Source organism: Xanthomonas floridensis, from assembly GCF_001642575.1.
In the GTDB taxonomy this organism is placed as follows: domain Bacteria; phylum Pseudomonadota; class Gammaproteobacteria; order Xanthomonadales; family Xanthomonadaceae; genus Xanthomonas; species Xanthomonas floridensis.
On the sequence record NZ_LXNG01000020.1, the window covers coordinates 17100 to 36871 of the forward strand.

Annotated in this window: 14 protein-coding genes and 2 pseudogenes; 8 read left to right on the top strand and 8 right to left on the bottom strand. The window is 65.9% G+C overall.

The window, feature by feature from the left end:
- Window positions 1–77 precede the first annotated feature (77 nt).
- Window positions 78–737 carry a YiiX/YebB-like N1pC/P60 family cysteine hydrolase gene (locus A7D17_RS12435; protein WP_425479596.1) on the bottom strand — a complete coding sequence of 220 codons (660 nt, stop codon included), beginning with the start codon at window positions 735–737 and terminating at the stop codon, window positions 78–80.
- Window positions 738–918: 181 nt separating this feature from the next.
- On the opposite strand from A7D17_RS12435, the gene A7D17_RS12440 reads away from it, so the two are divergent.
- Entirely contained in the window at window positions 919–1257 is a 339-nt protein-coding gene (locus A7D17_RS12440) for a DUF3817 domain-containing protein (RefSeq protein ID WP_064509432.1), read from the top strand.
- Between the two features lie 219 nt (window positions 1258–1476).
- Entirely contained in the window at window positions 1477–3420 is a 1944-nt protein-coding gene (locus A7D17_RS12445) for an alpha/beta hydrolase family protein (RefSeq protein WP_064509375.1), read from the top strand.
- A gap of 304 nt (window positions 3421–3724) precedes the next feature.
- Here A7D17_RS12445 and A7D17_RS12450 read toward each other — a convergent pair whose 3' ends face one another.
- A complete protein-coding gene (locus A7D17_RS12450) occupies window positions 3725–6049 on the bottom strand; it encodes a S9 family peptidase (RefSeq protein ID WP_064509376.1) in 2325 nt (774 codons plus the stop codon).
- A gap of 648 nt (window positions 6050–6697) precedes the next feature.
- On the bottom strand, window positions 6698–7789 hold the full coding sequence (locus A7D17_RS12455; protein WP_095522603.1) for a DUF1615 family protein: 1092 nt from the start codon (window positions 7787–7789) through the stop codon (window positions 6698–6700).
- A gap of 357 nt (window positions 7790–8146) precedes the next feature.
- Here A7D17_RS12455 and A7D17_RS12460 point away from each other — a divergent pair, with 357 nt between their 5' ends.
- The 3 genes and pseudogenes from A7D17_RS12460 to A7D17_RS12470 all read left to right on the top strand — a co-directional run bounded on the left by A7D17_RS12460 (window position 8147) and on the right by A7D17_RS12470 (window position 11616).
- Window positions 8147–10015, top strand: coding sequence for a diguanylate cyclase domain-containing protein (locus A7D17_RS12460; protein ID WP_082861943.1), 1869 nt, complete (start codon window positions 8147–8149; stop codon window positions 10013–10015).
- A 142-nt stretch (window positions 10016–10157) separates the two neighbouring features.
- Entirely contained in the window at window positions 10158–10610 is a 453-nt protein-coding gene (locus A7D17_RS12465; protein ID WP_239692182.1) for an Rrf2 family transcriptional regulator, read from the top strand.
- A gap of 106 nt (window positions 10611–10716) precedes the next feature.
- Window positions 10717–11616 (top strand): annotated as a pseudogene (locus A7D17_RS12470) (NAD(P)/FAD-dependent oxidoreductase).
- A gap of 65 nt (window positions 11617–11681) precedes the next feature.
- Here A7D17_RS12470 and A7D17_RS12475 read toward each other — a convergent pair.
- Window positions 11682–12227, bottom strand: a complete 546-nt coding sequence (locus A7D17_RS12475) for a hypothetical protein (protein WP_064509378.1) — start codon at window positions 12225–12227, stop codon at window positions 11682–11684.
- A gap of 311 nt (window positions 12228–12538) precedes the next feature.
- Between A7D17_RS12475 and A7D17_RS22870 the strand changes: the two genes are divergently transcribed.
- Complete coding sequence (locus tag A7D17_RS22870) at window positions 12539–12859, top strand: hypothetical protein (RefSeq protein WP_082861944.1); 321 nt, start codon at window positions 12539–12541, stop codon at window positions 12857–12859.
- Window positions 12860–13003: 144 nt separating this feature from the next.
- Here A7D17_RS22870 and A7D17_RS12485 read toward each other — a convergent pair whose 3' ends face one another.
- Both A7D17_RS12485 and A7D17_RS12490 read right to left on the bottom strand, forming a co-directional pair.
- Window positions 13004–13534: a hypothetical protein gene (locus A7D17_RS12485; protein ID WP_064509379.1), complete on the bottom strand. Its 531-nt coding sequence runs from the start codon at window positions 13532–13534 to the stop codon at window positions 13004–13006.
- 77 nt (window positions 13535–13611) lie between these two features.
- A complete protein-coding gene (locus A7D17_RS12490; RefSeq protein ID WP_064509380.1) occupies window positions 13612–14523 on the bottom strand; it encodes a class I SAM-dependent methyltransferase in 912 nt (303 codons plus the stop codon).
- A 437-nt stretch (window positions 14524–14960) separates the two neighbouring features.
- Between A7D17_RS12490 and A7D17_RS12495 the strand changes: the two genes are divergently transcribed.
- Entirely contained in the window at window positions 14961–15836 is an 876-nt protein-coding gene (locus A7D17_RS12495) for a DMT family transporter (RefSeq protein WP_064509381.1), read from the top strand.
- Between the two features lie 108 nt (window positions 15837–15944).
- On the opposite strand, the pseudogene A7D17_RS22875 reads toward A7D17_RS12495, so the two are convergent.
- Window positions 15945–16709: pseudogene (locus A7D17_RS22875) on the bottom strand (transporter substrate-binding domain-containing protein); the annotation flags it as partial.
- Between the two features lie 423 nt (window positions 16710–17132).
- Here A7D17_RS22875 and A7D17_RS22880 point away from each other — a divergent pair.
- Entirely contained in the window at window positions 17133–17342 is a 210-nt protein-coding gene (locus A7D17_RS22880) for a hypothetical protein (RefSeq protein ID WP_082861946.1), read from the top strand.
- 564 nt (window positions 17343–17906) lie between these two features.
- On the opposite strand, the gene A7D17_RS12510 is transcribed toward A7D17_RS22880, so the two are convergent.
- Complete coding sequence (locus tag A7D17_RS12510) at window positions 17907–19679, bottom strand: expansin EXLX1 family cellulose-binding protein (RefSeq protein WP_064509384.1); 1773 nt, start codon at window positions 19677–19679, stop codon at window positions 17907–17909.
- Window positions 19680–19772 lie beyond the last annotated feature (93 nt).

Genomic DNA, 19772 nt, shown 5'->3' on the forward strand with positions numbered 1-19772 from the left:
GTACAAGGTTGCCGGTCGCACAGCCACAGACGCAGAGCGCCTGCATGCGCACCGGCGCGTGGGTTTGCAGTGGGCGATCAGGTGCCCGGAAATACGTCGAGACGTTCCAGCACCGGCGCGCGCGCCATATCGTTCGGATTGGTGCCGGGCACATCCTGCGGAACCGCCATGCCGCGGCTGCGATAGAACGCGGTCCAGTACGGCGAGATGGTGCCGGTCTGCAGGTTCTTGAAGTTCATCGGCTGCAGGGCAAAGACGTGGTGAGCGCGAAACGCGCGTTCGATGAAGTCCGAGCAGTAGTAGCTGCTCTCGTTCGGGACATAGGTATCGTTATACGGTTTGCCCAACATACTGCGCGCCTGGGCGATGGCATCGGCAATGGCAGGGCGATGCGCGGGCGTGAGCCGGTACACCACGATCTGCCGATGCTTGGCAATGGCTTGCTCGACAAACTCACGCAATGGCTGTTGCCGCGAGCCCTTTTCGTCGGCATGCAGCACCACCTGCGTACGCCCGGCGTGGGCGAGCAATGCAACATGGTCGAAGCTGGGAGCACCCTGCCTGGCGGTCGCATCATCGATGGCGCCGCTCAGCCCGGTGCGGGCCGCAGTGACGAACAGCAGGTCGCCATCCTGGACACGCAAGGCACGTGCCGATGCCGGCAGGAGTGCTACGAAGGCAATGAGCAGCAAGGCAAGACGCACGGCGTGAACCTGAGGAAGCAGCAAGACCTGCATTATCGCCGGGATCGGCGTCGGCTGCGCCGCTGCGGGAATGTGGGTGAGGCGTCCATCGAAAGGCTGTCGAGCGGCGCGCGACAAGCTCCGATGAGAGTGGCAGCAGCGCTAGACTACGCAGGCCAGCGGGCGTCGCCGCCGCCATCGCGTCGCGGCAATTCCTTTCCGTCTGGAGATGTGCATGCGTGTGTCGTTCTCTGCGTTGTCGCCGATGGGCCGGCTGTTTGCGGTCGCTGCGTTCATCGAGGGCATCACCTGGGCCGGGCTGTTGCTTGGCATGTTTCTCAAGTACGGCACGCAGACCACAGAGTCTGTGGTGTGGCTGTTCGGTCGCGCGCACGGGGCGGCGTTTGTGTTCTACGTGGTGGTCAGCGTGCTCGTCGCATTGCGGCTACGCTGGCCGTGGTGGGCGTGGGCAGTGAGTCTGCTGGCGGCGCTGCCGCCACTGGTGACGGTGCCGCTGGAAATGTGGTTCCGACGGATTGGCTTGTTGGGCCAGCAGCGCGCTACCACGCGCTGACCGGTGGCATTGACCGATGGCGTGCCGCACGGCGTGCAGCTGGCGGTGTTGTCCCTTACAGTCACAGGCCATTCCCGCAGGCGGCGTCTGGCCTGCGCAAGTCCACCAGCTGCCAGTCCAGCGCTGCCTGGCACCGGGCATGGACGCCGTACCATGCCTTTGCCACCATGGCGGCCTCAAGGACAAATCGCGGGGGGCGATATGCGGTGTTGGAGGAGCATGGTGGGGTGTGTGTTTGCGTTGGCTGCGGCGCTGCCGGGACAGGCGCAGGAAGCGGTGGACCTGGCGCCGTATCTCAAGCGGGACCCATTCGAACGCATCAAGATTTCGCCGTCGGGCGCGTATTTCGCGCTGACCATGCCGCTGGAAGACCGCACCGTGCTGGGCATCGTGCGCCGGCAGGACAAGGTGGCCACTGCCAAGATCACCGGTGGCGCCAACAGCGTGGTGGACGATTTCTGGTGGGCCAGCGACGAGCGCATGGTGGTATCGATGGCGCAGCGGCTGGGCTCACGCGACGAGCCGGTGGCGATCGGCCAGCTGCACGCCATCGATGCCGATGGCAAGAACAGTCGGTTGCTGGCCAGCCCCTATGGCACCAGTCCCGACATCAACGGTGCGCAGCTGAAGATGGATCTGGACCCGGCCACCTTCGTACTGGACACCTTGCGCGACGATCCGCGCAACATCCTGGTGTCCACGGTTCCATTCGTGGGCGACCCGAGCATTCGCATCGACAAGCTGGATATCCAGACCGGCCGGCGCAGCACCGTCGCCACATCGCCGGTGCGGCGGGCGAGTTTTGCGACCGATCAGCAGGGGCGGATCCGCTTTGCCCGGGGCTTGGACATCAGCAACGTCAGCAAGCTGTATTACCGCGACAACGATGATGCACCGTGGCGGCTGATCAACGACTCGGCCAGCAGCCAGCACCGCGAGTTCCCACTGGGGTTTTCCGCCGATGGGGCGCTGGCCTATCTGCAGGTGGAGCAGGCCGCCGGTCCGGATGTGCTGGTGGCCTGGGACCCTGCAACCGGCAAGTCCACGCCGTTGCTACGCGACGACACCGTCGACCCGTACCGCATCCTGCGCGACCTGGATGGCACCACGCCGATCGGCGCGTCCTACATGAGCGATCGGGTGCGCAGCCGGTTCTTCGACGAGACATCGCCCACTGCGCGGTTGTACCGCAGCCTGGAGAAGGCTTTCGACGGCAATGCGATCTACATTACCTCGGCCACCAGCGACCGCCGCCTGGCCCTGGTCTATGTGTGGAGCGATCGCAACAACGGCGACCATTACCTGTTCGACACGGTAAGCAAGAAGGCCGACCGGGTGTTCAGCAGCCGCGAATGGTTCCCGCCCGATGCAGTACCGCCGAGCAGGCAGGTGAGCTTCAAGGCGCGCGATGGCCTGGTATTGCACGGTTACCTGACCAAGCCCCTGCATGCCGATGCCGGTAAGCCGCTGCCGCTGATCGTGATGCCGCACGGCGGGCCGTTTGGCGTGTTCGACAAGTGGGAGTTCGATGACGATACCCAGTTGCTGGCAGCAGCCGGCTACGCGGTGTTGCGTGTCAACTACCGTGGCTCGGCCAACTACGGGGATGCGTTTACCCAGGCCGGCGCCAGGCAGTGGGGCGGGCGCATGCAGGACGATGTCACCGATGCCACGCGCTGGGCGATCGCCGAAGGCATTGCCGATGCACAGCGCGTCTGCCTCTACGGCGCCAGTTATGGCGGTTACGCGGCATTGATGGGCGTGGCCAAGGAGCCTGCGCTGTACCGCTGCGCCGCCGGCTATGTGGGGGTCTACGACCTGGAAATGATGGCGCGCGACACCGCCCGTTACGCGCGCTGGGCCAGGAACTGGACCGTGGATTGGCTGGGCGCCCGCGATACCCTGGCGGCACGCTCGCCGGTGACGCTGGCGCGACAGATCAAGGTGCCGGTGTTCCTGGCGGCCGGCGGCAAGGACGAGCGCGCGCCGATCGAGCACACCAAGGCGATGGAGCGCGCCTTGAAGGGCGCCGGTGTGCCGGTGGAGTCGCTGTACTTCCCCAACGAAGGTCATGGCTTCTACACCGAGGCGCATCGTCGTGAGTACTACACGCGATTGCTGGCGTTTTTGAGCAAGCAGCTTGGGGGCAGGACGGCGAAGTGATGCAGCTGCTCGTCCGGTTGGTTTGCGGATCGAGGCCAACCGTGGCGAGCGATCGCCATGGCGGCCGGCGCCATCGAGCAAGGACGACTGACGATTGCGCAGCTACCAGACGGCGTGGCCAGTGATCGGAATCGGCAGGGAGCACTTGTCCACTCAGGTTCTGAGCGCGCAGTAAGCCTCGCCTGCCGACTGCACGCGACGTGCCGTTAGCCGCCCGGTGGCGTGTGTGGGTGCTGCCTGCCCGCAACGCCTGCGCAATCACTGGAGCAGCGCGGCATCACCCGCGCTGCTGCGGCCATGCCGATTACTTCTCCGGCATCGGCTTCATCTGGTACTGCGCCGGCGGGGTGGCGCCGAGCAGGTGTTGCACGAAGTAATCCCAACGGCGGCGGGTGACATAGGGCGTCAGATCGCCGTAGCCATGCTTGGCGTTGGGCAGCATCAGCATGTCGAAGTCCTTGTTGGCCTTGATCAGCGCATCGGCCACCAGCAGGGTGAGGTAGGGCGGCACGTTGTCGTCCAGCGTGCCGTGTACCAGCATCAACCGGCCCTTGAGCTTGCTGGCGTGGTTGGCATTGGCCTGGTCGTCGTAGTTGGATGTGCCGTCGGTGTTGACGATGTGTTCGCCGTGATACTTCTCGGCCCAGTCGTCCTCGTAGCCACGGTTGTCGTGGTTGCCGCTTTCCGACCAGGCCACCTTGAACAGATCGGGGTAACGCAGCATCGCCGCGGTGGAGGCATTGCCGCCGCCCGAATGGCCCCAGATGCCGACGCGGCTGGTGTCGAACCATGGGTAACGCTGGCCGAGTTCCTTCACCGCCGCCACCTGGTCGGGCAAGGTGTTGTCGCCCATGTTGGCGTACCAGGTGTCGTGGAAGGTCTTGGAGCGCCACGGCGTGCCCATGCCGTCAATGGCGATCACGATGAAGCCCAGTTCGGCCAGCGACTGGTTGTCGCCATGGCCGGCGAGGAAGCTGCGCCCGCGCACCGAACCGGTCTGCGGGCCGGGGTAGACGTAGTCGATGACCGGATACTTGCGTGCGGGGTCGAAGTTGCTCGGCTTGAACATCAGCCCGTACAGCGTGGTCTTGCCATCGCGTGCGGTGACCGTGATCGGCACGGGCGGCACCCAGCCGGCGGCCTTGAGGCGGCTGATGTCGGCCGTCGCAATCGTGCTGAGTGTGCGTCCGTCGGCGGCGTCACGCAGCAGCGTGACCGGTGGTGTGACCGAGGTGGAGTAGGTGTCGACGAAGCGCGCGCCATCGGGCGACAGCGCGACGGTGTGATCGGCCACCTCGGGTGTGAGCAGCACCGGTTCTCCACCGTCCAGGCTGACCTTCCACAGCTGCTGGTAGTACGGGTCCACGCCTGCAGAGCGGCCGACCGCCATGAACCACGCGGTGCGGCTCACCGGGTCTACGCGCAGCAACGCGGTGACATTGCCTTCGCCAGTGGTGATGGCGTGCTTGGGTTTGCCGGTGGCCAGGTCGTACAGATACAGCTGGCCCCAGTCGCTGCGCTCGGAAAACCACACCGCCTCGTTGCTGCCGGGCAGATAGGCCCAGTTGGCGGCGACCTGGCCGCTTTCGTAGTAGGTCTTCGCGGTTTCCTCAAACGCCGTGCGTACCTGCCCGGTGGCGACATCGGCAATGCGCAGCCAGGTCTGCTTGTGGAAGCGCGAAGTGGAGGCAAACGCCAGCGTCTTGCCGTCCGGCGCCCACTTCACGTCATCCCACAGGCCTGGCGAGCAACTGACGTCGTCGCACAAGGTGGAGCGATGCTGGTCCGGCGGCATTTTCAACCGCAGCACGCTGCGCGTGGGCACATCGACGATGACGCGCTCGATCATGGTCACGTCCTTGTCGCCGGCCAGCGGATACTTCCAGGACTGCAGCTCCGGATGCCCGAGCTTGGTGCTGACCAGGTACATGTCGCCGGTCTTGCGCTGGTCCTGCTGGAAGCTGGCGATCTTTTGCGAATCCGGCGACCACGCGACGATGGCGTTGTCGCTGTGCTGCCAGCCGGCGTTGTCGGTGGCGTAGCCGAAGTTTTCCACGCCATCGCGGGTGAGCTGGGTTTCCTGGCCGCTGGCCACATCGCGCACCCACAGGTTCCAGTTGCGGATGAATGCTTCGCTGCGCTTGTCCGGCGACAGCACGCCCGGTTCGGGCTTGTCTTTGGCGTAGAGCTTGCTGCAGCGTGCCTGCGCGTCGCAGACCACTGCGGTATCGCGTACGCTGAGGCGATAGCGGCCATCGGCAGTGCGTTTGACCACCGGTGCGAAGCTGTCAGCCTTGAGCGGTTTGTCGCCGGTCTTCAGCAGCGTGTTGAGCGAGGCCACCAGCGCCGCCTGTTTGAAGATCGGCGCGGTCTTGCCGGTGGCGGTATCCAGCTGCAGCAGGCGGTTGCCCTTGGCATCGTGATCGACATAGACCACATGGGTGGCATCCAGCCAGTCGATGCGGGTGACGGCATGATCCATCAGCGGTTGCGCAAGATAGTTGACCAAGCGTTCTGCACGCGCATAGTCAGCCTCGCCGACGCTGGGTGCCTGCGCAGCGGCGATGCACGGCAGGGCCGCCAGGGCGATGGCGGTAAGCAGGCGGCGCATCGGCAACGGGGTGGGCATGGGAACTCTCCAGGACGAAAGGGGCACGCAAGCGCGGTCAGCGCGACCGGCCGATGCTAGCGGCTCGCGGCAGTGCGTGCCTCTGCCAGAAGTCGTGGCGCGGGCGGTGCCGGTAGGCTGCATCAATGCCGGGGATCGCTCGGCAGGTGCCGTGGGGCCGGCGAGCAGGCTGACGCTGGCGCCGCCCATCGGCGATCACCTCCTCAGCGCACTGTGTTTGCCGCTCGCAGGGCGTCTGCAGGCATCGGGCCCGCAGAGGGGCGTTGCACTGGTGCTGCGTTGCGTCGTTCGATGCGAGGTTGATCGAGGCGCGTTGCAGTGGTTCTGGTTTCTGACACGGCCCTGGTGCCTCGCACATGCGCAAGACCTGGGTGGCGCTACGCAGCTCGACGCGGCGATGCGTCGAGCAGTGCGTGAGACGAACAATCCTCGATTCAACACGTTGAAGTGCTGTACGTGGGTGTCACCGGCCTGGCCTGCAGAGAGCAGGACGTGGAACCACGATGGCAGGCGGCGAGCGATTGCACCTCGTCGATGGGGTGCTGGATGACTCAAACGCAAAGGCACTGGTGGATGCGCCCGCCACGTGCGCGGTCCAGCAGCCAGACGCGCTTGCCGGTCAGCGACGCAGCCGGCTTGGTCACGTGCCTACTTGCTCATGCACCGCTTCCAGCGCTCGTTCACCCGCTGCGCAAACCAGGCGGTGGTGAGCGTGCGGGTGATCTTGGGGCTGTCCAGGGTGATGCCCGGCAGTACCGCGCGCGGCAATGGCTTGCCGGCATTGCCGTCGGCCAGCGCAAAGACCTGGCGATACAGCGCGCTGTCTTCGAATTCGAGCGTCGTGCCTGTTTCCAGGGCGGTGCGGATCTGGCGGTCGCTCATTGCCAACTGGCTGCCCAGCGCGCGTGCGGCGCGTTCGGTACCGCCGGGGGCGTCCAGGCTGGCACCAGGGGTAAGCAGGTCGCCGTCCAGCGCGAGCGCGATGCCGCTGGCCTTGCTCAGCGCGGCTTGAAACGCGGCATTGCGGCTGGCATACCAGCCGGCGTTGAAATCGGCGAAGCGGTACAGCAGCGCGTCGTAGTTGGTGGGGTAGCCCAGCAGATGGGTGGTGCCGAACCATAGCCCGCCGCGGCGGGTGAACACCTCGTGGCGGATCGAGCCGTCGAGTGGGTACGGATAGCGCGCGGCATGCTGTTCGGCAAAGGCGATGCTCACCTGCATCGGGCCAGCGGTATGCACCGGGTTGAGCCCGTCGAACAGGCGTGCGCCCAGCGGCACGCTGCCGGTGAAGTCCTCGAAGATGCGGCTGAGTTCCTGCTCGGTGCGCGCGGCGGCAATGCGGGTGGCGTAGCTGCGGCCATCCGGTGAGGTGATCCGCAGCGCCGCCTCCACCATGAAGCCGGGGAGATGGTGCGCGCTGGCGCGGCGATCGATTTCCGTACGCGAGATCTTGCCCAGGTTGGGCACCACCGGGTTGGCCTGGTAGGTCGATTCCTGCTCGGTCACCGCCAGCACCGCGCAGATCTGTTCGGCGCTGGTGTCCAGCGCCTGCGACGACAGCGCCACATACACATCGTTGGCCCAGCCGTTGCGGTCGGGCAGCGTGGCCGGCAGGCGCCGTGCGATATCGGCCTTGACCACGTCCGGCGAGCGTTGCGGCGCACGCGGGGCCTGGGTGGCGCAGGCCGACAACAGCACCGCGGCAAGCAGGGGCAGTACACGGAACAGGGGAAAGGGCACGGCATCTCCAGCAGGGTCGGGGCGGCAACTGCCGTGGCAGTGTACGTGCGCAGGCCGTGGCGTCTTCATGTCACTAGGTGAGGGCAGCACGGCGATTCAAGTCTTTTGCGCGCGGGCCGATAACGGGCTCGACCCTCATGGGCGATCACGTCACCGGCCAGCTGCGCCGGTCATGATGGCAGCCACATCACCTCGAGCGCGCAGGCCTTGCTGTCTCGCTTACTGGATTCCACCGCTGTGCGACCACGGGAGTGCCTGAGATGCCGCAGCAACCAGCCAGTTTCCAGGTCCGCTGCATCGCCGTGGGCAGCGCGCGCCCGCGCGGTGGTCACTGTTGGCCATGAGCGATCGTTGAGCATGCCTGCGACCGTCTGGCGACATGTGCTCATTGCGTGCCTGTTGTTGGTGATCAGCGCCATCGCCTGCGCGCAGCCGCAGCCGTGGAAAACCATTGAATCGGCCACGCTCGACGACCCGATCGGCGCGTTGCAGATCGCCCAGCGCGCCCTGCAGCGGGCCAGGGCCGAGCACGACAGCGACGCGCAGTTCTGGGCGTTGCTGGCGCAAGCGCGGGTGCTGATCTCGCTGGAAGACAGCGAGGCGCGCCAGGCCGCGCTGACCCAGGCGCGCGGCCTGCTCGATCAGTTGCACGGCAGCGCCGCGCAGGCACGGCTCTGGCTGGACATCGTGCAGACGCTCAGCGACGTACGCGAGAACCCCAACCGCAGCATGGTGGCGCGCCTGAACGGCCTGCGGCAGCAGGCACGCACGCTGGGGCGCAGCGATCTGTTGTGCGAGATCGAAGCGATCGACATGTGGAGCATGCTGGCCTCCGGTAGCAGCGACGAAGCCTGGAATGCGGCGCAGACCAGTTACCAGTGCGCCGCGCGCGAAGGACTGCTGGGCCTGGAGGTGGATGGCCTGACCCAGATCGGCTCACTGGCCAGCCGTGTCGCCGGCAAGGTAGCCGACGACAACGATGCGCAGGATTACCTGCAGCGCGCCTTGGCTCGCCTGCACGACCAGCCGGCGCGCTTCCAGCGCAGCCTGATCGAATACGAATACGGCAGCGCGTTGGCGCTGCAGCAACCGGCGGCTGCCTTGCTGCATTTCCGGCGCGCGCTGGCGTTGAGCCGCGAGCTGGGCGATCAGGCTGGCGTGGCGGCGGCGCTGACCAATGCCAGCGAGGCCTTGATCAAGACCGGCGATGCTGAGGCCGCCTTGACGATGGCGCGCGAAGCGCTGCCGTTGATGCAGAAGCAGGGCAATGTCGGCCGCGTGGCGGCTTGCCACACCGTGCTGTTGCAGGCGCTCACCGCGCTGGAATCGCCCGAGCTGGGCAGCGCGATCACCGCGGCCAAGGCCGCCGACGACCCGAATCTTGCCCTGACCGGGCGCGCAGAGCTGGTCGATGCCATCGCCCAGGCGCTGGCCGCCGAAGGCCGGCATGCCGAGGCGTACCAGGAATTGCAACGCTCCAACACATTGCGCGCGCAGAACCTGGGCCGCCAGCGCGACACCGTGATGCTGCGGCTGCAGGCGCGCTATGAAGATGCGCGCCGTGACGCCGAAACCGCCGAGTTGCGCCGCCGCAGCGAAACCGCACGGTTGGCACTGCAGGCACGCGAAGCCGGCCAGCGCGCGCTCTGGATCGCGTTATGCGCGGCCTGCCTGCTGCTGCTCGGTGCCTTGGTGGTGCTGGCATTCGGTGCGCGCCATCGCCGCCAGCTGTCGCGGCTGGCCATGCGCGACGAGCTCACCGGCCTGCCGAATCGCCGTGCCATTCGCGCCGAGGCGCAGCAGCAGATCGACCATGCCTTGCGCACGCAGACGCCCTGCATGCTGGCCTTGATCGACCTGGATCACTTCAAGCTGATCAACGACGTGCACGGCCACGCCGCCGGCGATGCGGTGCTAAAGGCCCTGGCCAGCGCTTCGAAGCTGGCACTGCGCGCGCAGGACCGCCTGGGCCGCCTGGGCGGCGAAGAATTCCTGCTGGTGCTGCCGGGCTGCAGCCCGGACGAACTGCCGGCGGTGTTCGCGCGGTTGCGCAACGCCGTGGCCGCCATCGCCATCCCGGGTCTGCCCGCCGAGCAACCGGTGCGGTTCTGCATGGGCGCGGTCAGCGTCACCCCGGGGAGCGGGCTGGATGTGCTGCTCGGCCAGGCCGATCTGGCGCTGTATGCCGCCAAGACCGCCGGGCGCGATCAATGGGCGGTGTGCTGAGCCTGCGGCGCCCGTTTTGCACTGCGCTGCGACAACGGCGTGAGGCTACGGCACAATCCAGGCGTGACGACGGCATGCCGTCCCTTTGAACCGATCGAGCGAAGCAGAAGACCGCGTGCGAACCGATAGCCGCCTTTCCCGCATGTTGCATGTGCTGTTGCACATGGCCAGAAGCGCGCAACCGATGACCTCTGAGCAGATTGCCCGCATGCTGGCGACCAATGCGGTGGTGGTGCGTCGGACCATGGCCGGGTTGCGCAGCGCCGGTTACGTGCAATCGAGCAAGGGACACAATGGGGGTTGGCAAATCGCCTGCGATCTGGCGCAGGTGACGCTGCTGGATGTGCATCGCGCGGTCGGCGGCCCGCATCTGTTTGCGATCGGGGCCGATCATCCCAACCCGCAGTGCGGCGTGGAACGCGTGGTCAACGCGGCGATTGCCGATGCCCTGGCCGACGCCGAGGCATTGCTTCTGCAGCGCCTGGGCACGGTGACCCTGGCCGCACTGGCCAGCGAGTTCGACAATCTGTGCAGCGCCGGCGCGCCACCTGCCGCCAAGGTCGCCACCAAGCGCAAGCGCCCGCCGCAGCGCTGAACCACGGCAACAGGAGTGTCTCGCGCATCGATGCGGAAGGGTTGAGCTGTGCGCCATTTCATGTAACATCGAAAAGTACATTAAACGATGCGACGGGGAAACCGACATGCAGCACGAGGTCATCATCATTGGCGGCAGCTATGCGGGGCTGTCGGCCGCACTGCAATTGGCACGCGCGCGGCGCACTGTCCTGCTGGTGGACAGCGGCCAGCGACGCAACCGGTTTGCCGCCACCTCGCATGGCTTTCTGGGCCGCGATGGCGCATCGCCTGCGCAGATCGCAGATGAGGCGCGCGCCCAGGTGCTCGCCTATCCCAGCGTGCGATGGGCCGATGCAACAGCGGCGCAGCTGCGCGGCCAGGCGGATGCGTTCGAGGTCACGCTTGCCGACGGCAGCCTCCACACCGGGCGCAGGCTGATCCTGGCGATGGGGATGGTCGACCGCTTGCCCGCGATTGCGGGCCTGGCAGAACGCTGGGGCCGGCAGGCATTCGTGTGCCCGTACTGTCATGCCTACGAGCTGCAGCAAGGGCGCCTCGGCGTGGTGGCGACAACGGCATTTGCTGCGCACCAGGCCAGCATGTTGCCGGATTGGGGCGCGACCCAGCTGTTCTTGAACGACACGCTGGTGCTGGATCAGGCGCAACATGCGCAACTGCAGGCGCGCGGCGTGCAGCTGGTGACCGGTGCGGTGAGCGCGCTGCAAGGCGCAGGCGATTCGCTTCAATTGCTCCTGCGCAGCGGACAGACCTTCGCGCTGGATGGGGTGTTCATCACCCCGCAGACCGAGATCAGTCCGTTGGTGGCACAGCTCGGATGCGCCACCAGCGACGGGCCATTGGGCAGCCATGTTGCCGTGGACGCGATGTAGGCCACGACCGTCGCGGGAGTGTTTGCCTGCGGCGACATTGCCAGCCCGGCGGCATCGGTGGCGTTTGCGGTCGCCAGCGGCGCCATGGCCGGTGTTGCGACCCATCGCACCTTGATGTTCGGCCTGGGCCACTGATCGCCGGCGCACGCATCGGCCGCCCGCGCGGGTGGGCATGCGCGGGCGACCGATGGCCGCAGCCGTTAGTGGCGTGATTCCTGCAGCGGAATCTTGTGCTCGGTGGAATACGCGCGCTGTGCGGTATTCAAGGCTTCCATGTCGGTATTGAGCTGGTTGGAGGCCGCCTCCAGGTCCTTGGCCAACGGTTCCAGTTCGGCATTGGTATAGCCGTCGGGCAGCGAGGCGAAGCGCTCCAGCGCAGCCATCATCGCATCGGCGCTCTTGAGATAGGCCGATAGTTTGGTGTCCAGGTCCTTGGCGTTATCCGGCACGCCCGAGGCCATCGCAGTATTGGCCTGCGCATTGGCCGCCAATGCCTTGCGCGGGTTGCTCAGCGCGGTCTTGTAGCTGTCCAACGGTTTGTGCGCGACGGCATCGGCAATCAGGCTCTGCCCGCGCTCGCCCGAGACCCACGGGTCGATGATGGTCACGGCACCATTCCAGACCGACACGTTGTGCAGCAGGTAATCGCTGGAAGACAGCTTGGATGCGCCGGAGGTGGCGCCGCCTCCGCATGCCGAGAGCAACAGGCTGAGGGAGACAAGCAACAGGGTGGTGAACGTCTTCAAAGTAAGGTCCTTGATACAACGCGGTTGCCATCGCGTGGCTAATCCGCAGGAACTCAAGGAAGCGTCCGAACATCGGCATCGCGTTGTTGCAGGCCATCTTCCTTGAGACAAATGCAGTGTGGAGCGCTCCATGCACGCGGCTGCGTACGCTGCGCCGGCAGTATAGCCGCACACCTTGTGCATGCACGTTGCAACGCCAGGGCAGTGGCGGCACGCGTCTTGCGGCCAACACGTGCTCGCTGTCGTCAGCGGCAGCGTCACACGCAATGGCCCACGTACACTGCGCGCCCCGCAACTGCCTGGACACCAGGGTGAAAAAGCGTCGCACCAGCTCGCCACCGGCGCCCACGCCGACGCAGTCCACCCTCCAGGCGTGGCTGGTGCGCGCGTTGGCGCTGGTCGTGGCAATCGCGTGTTGCGGGCGGCTATGGCTGCTGGCGGAGGCGATTTCCAAGCGGCGCTATATCAGCGTCCTCCGTGGTCGCCCGACCAGGATCTTCCATGCCGACAGCGACCCGCAGCGGTTCTGGATTGCCATCGGCCGGGATGCCACGCTGACCTGCACGTTGTTGGCAGTCATCGTTTGGTTCGCTTACGCCGGGTGGGCCGCGCATCGCCGCACGCGCCGGTAAGTGCGCTGGTCAACCTGGCAAGGGTTGCCTGCGCTCGCTGCATCGGGTTCGTCCATGCGCTGCAGGCAGGCATGTGTTGAGCGGGCGGCAACCACTGCGATGCACGAACGCGGCGGGCGCGTTGGCCGCATGCAGGACGCCGCTCTATGGCGTGCGTTGCTTGCGCGCAGGTTGTTGCGTGTCGCGCTTGGGCCAGGTGTCATAGCTGTAGACAAACTGCTTCTGGTCGGCACCGGCACTGGGATCGCAATGCCAGGAGCTGGCCACGACACCCGGCTCCAGGATGCCGCCGACTTCGCGCACCGCCTGCGACTCGAACGTGCAGATCGGGCCATAGCGCGCGCTGTCCCACTCCGGGCGCGAGGTGGGCCGCGCATGCTGTACCAGCACGATGTCGCTGCCCTGGAAATGATGCACCTGGGCGTTGTGCTCCCGGTTGATGCTGAAGTAGCACGGCGCATGCACGCCCAACCGCAGCACTTCATCGCTGCGCACCAGGGTGCACATGCCAGCCTGCTCGCCCAGGCGAATCTCGCGCCCGGCCAGCTGTGCCGTGGTCACCGGGTAACGCGTGGTCACTTCGGACATGGGCGGCGCTGGCGCCGTCTGGGCGCAGGCCGGGGCGCACAGCGCCAGCAGCAGTGCGGCCGGCAGGAAAGTGAGATGAGCGCGCATGCAACGTCCGTGTCGAGGGCGGGGCAGTATCGCAGATCCGTTCCGGTGCCACGCGGCCACGTAGCGCGCACCGCGCGTTAGCGGCGCACCGGCAAGATGGCCAGCACCCCATCGAGCGCGAGCTGGGTACTGAAGCCGGACTTGGCAAGCCGCTTGCTCACCTCGTTGGGCACATCGCGCCCGCTGGTGAGCCTGTTCGGCGCGCCGGTGTAGTGGAACAGCCGCCCGCCGCGGCGCAGTACACGCGCCAGATGATCGTAGAAGGCCTGCGAATACAGCTCACCGGCAATGCCGAAGCGCGGCGGATCATGCAGGATGGCGTCCACCGACGCATCGGCAAGCGTGGCGATCTGTTGCGAGACATCGGCATGGAGCAACTGCAGGCGTCCGCCGGCCGCTGCCGCTTCCGGATCCGGCGACCACGGGTTGAGGGTGCGCAGCCACAGCACGTCGGCATTCTTTTCGAAGGAGAGCAACTGCGCCACGCCGTCTTCCAGTGCACAGGCTGCGAAGTATCCCAGTCCGCCACAGGTATCCAGCACGATCTTGCCGCGCGGGTTCACCAGCGCCACCTTGCGGCGTGCGTCCTCGAACGGCGATATCTGCGCAGACGGCAGCATCTTGATGCCATCGATCTCGAAGGTGGGTGCGCCCCATTCGGTGGGCACCAGCTTGATCAACGCACCGCCAAAACGCGAGATCGGCGCAAAGTCGTCCTTGTCCCAGAAATACAGCGTGCGGTCCTTGAGCTTGCCCGGATACGGGTAGCCCCGGCCGCGCCACTGCCAGGTCTGTGCATCCAGCTGTGCAGTGTCGGTGCTGCGGCCCAGATCCAGCGAACCGGTCCACGCGGCAAGACCGCTGCTACGCGCTGCCAGCAGCGCCTGGGCATCGGAGAGAGTGAGCAACGGTCCGGAGTAATGGGTCACGGCTTGCAGGTCTGGAGGCGGACGCGCATGCGCACGCCGTTGCGTGAAAGGGACTGGCATCGTAACCGACCCCTTGCGTGAGGGCATCCGTCGGCGACGCGGCGACGCGGCAACCAGCAGGGCGCGGTGGTGGGCCTGGTGAATGCACCAGGGCACTGCGGGCGTCAGCTTCGAGTCCGGCGCTTGCCTGGCATGCGCCGAGGCGCTGCTGGCTGACCTGTTGGATGTTGCGATCAGGGCAACCCGTGCACAGGCAGGCGCGTCGCAGGATTCTTGTACTGAATCCTGCGGCCAGCACGGCAACCGAGCTCGCCTGCCAGCGGCAGACCTGCAGGCGCTGGAGCAGGGTGCGGCGGATGGGGTCACACGCTCAAGCCGAGCGCTGATGGACTGCCGATGCGGCCGCGGCGGTTCCGCTGACATCCGTCCCGTCGCATACTTCGAGCTGCCCACATCCACGCCTGGTCTGGATCGGCATCTACCGTGGAGTGTCGGCAATGCTGAAAGGTGTGTTGTTGGGGTTCGCCTGCTATGCGGCCTATTCGATCAGCGACGCATTCGTGAAGCTGCTGGAAGGCAGCTTGCCTGTGTACGAGGTGCTGTTTCTGGGCGCCCTGCTGATGCTGCTGGCGGTGCCGTTCCTGAAGAAGCCCGACGACCAGCTGCGCGAACTGGTCATGGCCAAGCAGCCTGCCCTGTGGCTGTTGCGCGCGCTCACCGGTGCCATCGGCAATCTCACCTCGGTGATCGCCTTCACCACCTTGCCGATGGCCGAAGCGTTTGCATTGATCTTCTTGATGCCGATCTTCGTCACCGTACTGTCGGTGGTGTTTCTCAAGGAGGAAGTGCGCTGGCGGCGCTGGACGGCGGTGATCGTCGGCTTTATCGGCGTGCTGATCGTGCTGCGGCCCGGGTTTCGGCATCTCACCCACGGGCATGTGGCGGCAATCGTCTGCGGGCTGGTCGGCGCCATTTCGGTGATCGCCCTGCGCATGGCCGGGCATAGCGAAAAGCGCCTGACGCTGTACGGCGCCGGCGTCATCGGCCCGTTGGTGATGGGTGGCATCCTGATGTTGCCGAGCTTCGTCTGGCCCTCGCTGTACCAATGGGGCCTGCTGGCCGGCTACGGCTTGCTCGCCGGCCTGGCTGCCATCTGCATGATGTACGCCACGCGCCTGGCGCCGGTCAGCGTGGTGGCGCCCACCCAGTACAGCCAGATGCTGTGGGCGATCGGCTTCGGCTACCTGCTGTTCCACGACCATCTGGATTGGCCGATGGGCGTGGGCATTGCACTGATCCTGGGTGCAGGCTTGTTCACGCTGATCCGCGAGGAACAGGTCTCGCGCTGGTGGCGGCGGACCAAGATCGTTTAGGGCAGCGCGGGAATCGGGAATCGGGAATCGGGAATCGGGAATCGTAAGAGCATAGCCGCAGCGCCACTGGCTCCACCGCTCTTGCCATTCCCGATTCCCGATTCCCGATTCCCGATTCCCGTCCACAATCCGCGCATATTCGCCGCTGGCCTTGCTCAGGTGCAGCCACTGGTCGACATAGGCTTTCCATGCAGCGTCGTCGCGCGGGAGCAGGAAGGCCTTTTCGCTGTATTGCAGCGGGTGATCGGGAGCCACGGCGCATAGTCCGGGAAGCCTGGCCTGCTGGTAGAGCGCTTCGGAGGCGTCGGTGATCATGACATCGGCGCGCCGCTCCACCAGCTCCTGAAAGATGGTGGTGTTATCGGCGAACAGGCGTAGTTGCGCCCGCGGCAGCTCGCGCCGTGCAAAGGCTTCGTTGGTGCCGCCGGGCGGTTCGATCACGCGTATCTCCGGGCGGTTGAGCTGGGCGATACTGCGGAAGCGGGCCTGCTCGGCGCAGCGCACCAGCGGGATCTTGCCGTCCACGTCCAGCACCGCACTGAAGCTGGCCTGGCGTTGCCGCTGCAAGGTCACCGAAATGCCGCCGACGGCGATTTCGCAGCGGTCGGCAAGCAGGTCGGGCAACAGCTGCGGCCAGCTGGTACGCACGAAGCTGATCCGTGCATCCAGGCTGTTGGCCAGCGATTGCGCCAGCGCGATATCGCTGCCTTCGAACGTGCCGTCGGCGCGCCGCAGCGAATACGGCCGATAGTCGCCGGTGGTGCACACGCGCAACACGCCGGAGGCGAGCACTGCATCCAGGCGTGAGGCTGGCGGAGCCGCATGCGCGATGCCGCAGGTCAGCAGTAATCCGATCAAGATGCGAGCGCGCATGGCATGGCTCCGAGAGGGGTGCACATGATAGCGATGCCTTTGGGTGCGACAGCTTGCAGATCGGCACGGATGCAGTGAGGCAAGGCGAGGGCGATCGCCTTGGTGCACCCTGGAATGCCGGCGGAAGCGTTGGCCCATCAATAGCTGCTGTCGGCTGGGCCACACGTTCTGCAAGTGCTAGCGCGCCATTGGGACCAGGTGCGACGGCGCCAGCAGCACGCCGGCCAGCAGCCACGGCGCACCGGGCAGATGCAGCGGTGCGCCAAGACCGGTGAACAGGCCAACTCGTTGGTTCACGCCTCGAGGGCGCTGCAATCCGGACGGGCTGTCAACGCGACGTTACGGCGCACGCTGCCTGGCTCACAGCCGGGTAGCGCCAGCCGGCCTAGCGTGGCTTTACCCATCGCGTCTACGGAGTCACCCATGCATCTCACTCCACACATCGATTGCCAGATGTCCATGTTCGCCATGTCGATGCACGGCACACCAGATCCAGATACGAACGAAGACGAGATTCCATTGGAAGAGCAGCCGCCACAAAAAGGCGGCCTGCGCGATGAGGTCGGCGAACTTGAGAAAGACGATGACAGCGCCCTGCCGGGACGTGTTGGCGGAGGTCTTGCAGGCGGGTAACTGGTCGAGCATTGCACGTGCCGGATGCGATTCGTAACAGCCAGTGGTGAGACGCTGGTATCGCGCTTTCTGCGGAAGCGCTCTAGAAGACGCTGTCCATAGCGACGGCACGACGCGTGCGCGTATGAGTCAGTGGTGCTTTCCATGTTGGCATGTGCACATCACTGCTGCATGGGTTTGCACGCCCCGGAGCACGGCGCCTGGTTACGTGTCGAAGTGGGTGGGGCCGGGCAGCCAACTTTTCGTTGCCCAGCCCCACATTGCACGAGCGGGGCCTTTCGGTACGGGGTATCGCCTGACCCGTTGCGCGGAAATGACTTGAAGTGATGCGAAGTACGACAAACTCTGCGAGATGCGCTCTCTCACAGCGATGGAAAATTACTCCGGCTGACATCCAGGAACCATTTGCGCTTCGAACACTGGCTGTTCTTTCGGCGACGCCCAACCTGTTACAGCAAATGCCCATACCGAATCAGCGACCTGCATCACCCACGTGTCGCGCGGCGTAGTAGTGGGATTCCGGACCGAGCACCAGGCGGCACGCACGCCGCCTGGTCAGAGCGGTCAGGGGAATTGCACATGCCCAGGCTGGAAGTACGCCGGGTGGCTGCCATCTTCGTAGAGCGCCGGAATGGTATCGACCACGCTCTTGCCACGAATATCGGTGATGCGGATGGACAAGGGCTGGTTGCCCAGCTGTTCGCCCAGGAAGTGGTTGTAGTCCATCTTCTGCAGGCTCTTCCAGGTGCTGCCCTGTTTCACTTCGAACTTCACCACCGGATAGGCATGGTTGCGCACCTGGATCGCTGCCCACCAGCGGGAACTGCCTTCCTTGATGCGGTATTGCACGCTGCCGGTCACCGGAGCGCGTACCACCTTCCAGCTGATCGGGATGCGCCCGTCCACCATGTCACCGATCGCAGCAAAAGCGTTGTGCGATAGGTCCAGCCCGCCGGAGGCACCTTCCGGATACAGGTCGGTCACGTAGACCGTGGTTTTGCCCTTGGGGCCGGTCACCTCGAGGTAGGCGCCGGCCATCGCCGCTTTCACGCCGCCGAAGTTCAGCTGCGTTGGATTGAGCGCGGTGATGAAAGCGGTGCTGGGAATCGGGTCCAGCAACAGCGCACCGCCCGAGTACCCCGAACCGGTGTACGTCGCAGTTCCGGTGAAGGTGCTGTTCCAGGTGCTGGCTTTACTCGCGTTCTTGCTACTGGCGGTGTTTGCCACTGCAGCGACGCCTGCCACGGGTGTCATGCCCCACGCCCGGTGCAGCAGTTGCAGCTTGTCTGGCCGCGGGCTGCCATCGGGCGCAAGCAGCCCGCCGTTGTTGGCATTGCCCACCTCCCAGCTGCCCAGGAACGCGCTGCGCAGTCCGCTGTTGGCTAGATAGCCGCTCAATGCGGCCTGCCATGCCGGGTCACGGGGATCGCCATCGCCCAGGCCACCGCCCAGACTGACCGGCACCACCGCGTGATCGGCCGCAAACGTGCCGAAATCGCGCTGCCAGGCGGCAGGCAGTGCCTGTGCAAAGTCCGGTGCTGTAAACGCTTCTGCCGCGTCGCGATCCGGCCCGGCCAGTTTGGGCATCAAGACCAGCTGCCGCGCCGGGATGCGCAATGGCACGCATGCCAGCGGCTGCAGATTACTGCCCGCAGCCTTGCGTGCAGTGTCGCTGCACACCGCATTGCTGCCGACGCCTTCGACACCCACCACCCAGCGCGGCGCCACCGCGAGCACCGCTGCCGCGGCGCGCGACGCCACGCGGTTCCAGTCGGCGTCTGCGACAGTGCCTGCCCAGTTGGCATTGCGATACCCACTGCTCCCCAGATCGACGCCGATCACCGCAGGATTTGCGCCGTAGCGGCGCGCGAGCGTGGTCAGGCCGTGTGTCCATGCCTGCGGTTGCGTGCCAAGCTGTGGCGCACTGTCGTCGCAACGGCCATCGGCGAGTGCGAACATGACCTGTAGCCCACGTTGACTGGCTGCATGTACCACCGCATCGAGCAGTTGCAGCGAATTCAAGCCTGCCAATGCGCGGTCGCCGGTGACATCCGAGGCGGTGACGGGCCTGCTCTGCAGCACCGCTGCGCAGAGCGGCAGCCGTACGGCATTGATGTCCGCCGCCTGCATCTGATCCAGCAGTTGTGCCAGTGTGTTATTACGCAAACCGGCGATCGCAAGTCCGGCGCGATCAAACCCCGGCCAGGTCGTTCCGCGAATCTGTAGTGGCTGGCCTTGCGCGTCCATCAGGTGCCCGCGCGTGTCGACCTGGACGGCCAAGGCGGTGACGGGGGCCAGCAACGCAAGTGCGAGAACCAGAGGGGTGCGTGGATGCATGTGAGTCTCCTGGGTGACGGCTGCGCAGGAAACCAGCTCTTGCCGGCTGCGGTCCGTGCGCCGGGTCAAGGAAGCGGGCAGGAGTGTGTATGC

Coding starts and splice junctions, on each gene's coding strand:
- A7D17_RS12465 (WP_239692182.1), top strand. CDS start 10,158: ATGTTGCATGTGCTGTTGCACATGGCCAGAAGCGCGCAACCGATGACC.
- A7D17_RS12445 (WP_064509375.1), top strand. CDS start 1,477: ATGGTGGGGTGTGTGTTTGCGTTGGCTGCGGCGCTGCCGGGACAGGCG.
- A7D17_RS12510 (WP_064509384.1), bottom strand. CDS start 19,679: ATGCATCCACGCACCCCTCTGGTTCTCGCACTTGCGTTGCTGGCCCCC.
- A7D17_RS12490 (WP_064509380.1), bottom strand. CDS start 14,523: ATGCCAGTCCCTTTCACGCAACGGCGTGCGCATGCGCGTCCGCCTCCA.
- A7D17_RS22880 (WP_082861946.1), top strand. CDS start 17,133: ATGCATCTCACTCCACACATCGATTGCCAGATGTCCATGTTCGCCATG.
- A7D17_RS12440 (WP_064509432.1), top strand. CDS start 919: ATGCGTGTGTCGTTCTCTGCGTTGTCGCCGATGGGCCGGCTGTTTGCG.
- A7D17_RS12460 (WP_082861943.1), top strand. CDS start 8,147: ATGCCTGCGACCGTCTGGCGACATGTGCTCATTGCGTGCCTGTTGTTG.
- A7D17_RS12485 (WP_064509379.1), bottom strand. CDS start 13,534: ATGCGCGCTCATCTCACTTTCCTGCCGGCCGCACTGCTGCTGGCGCTG.
- A7D17_RS12435 (WP_425479596.1), bottom strand. CDS start 737: ATGCAGGTCTTGCTGCTTCCTCAGGTTCACGCCGTGCGTCTTGCCTTG.
- A7D17_RS12495 (WP_064509381.1), top strand. CDS start 14,961: ATGCTGAAAGGTGTGTTGTTGGGGTTCGCCTGCTATGCGGCCTATTCG.
- A7D17_RS12450 (WP_064509376.1), bottom strand. CDS start 6,049: ATGCCCACCCCGTTGCCGATGCGCCGCCTGCTTACCGCCATCGCCCTG.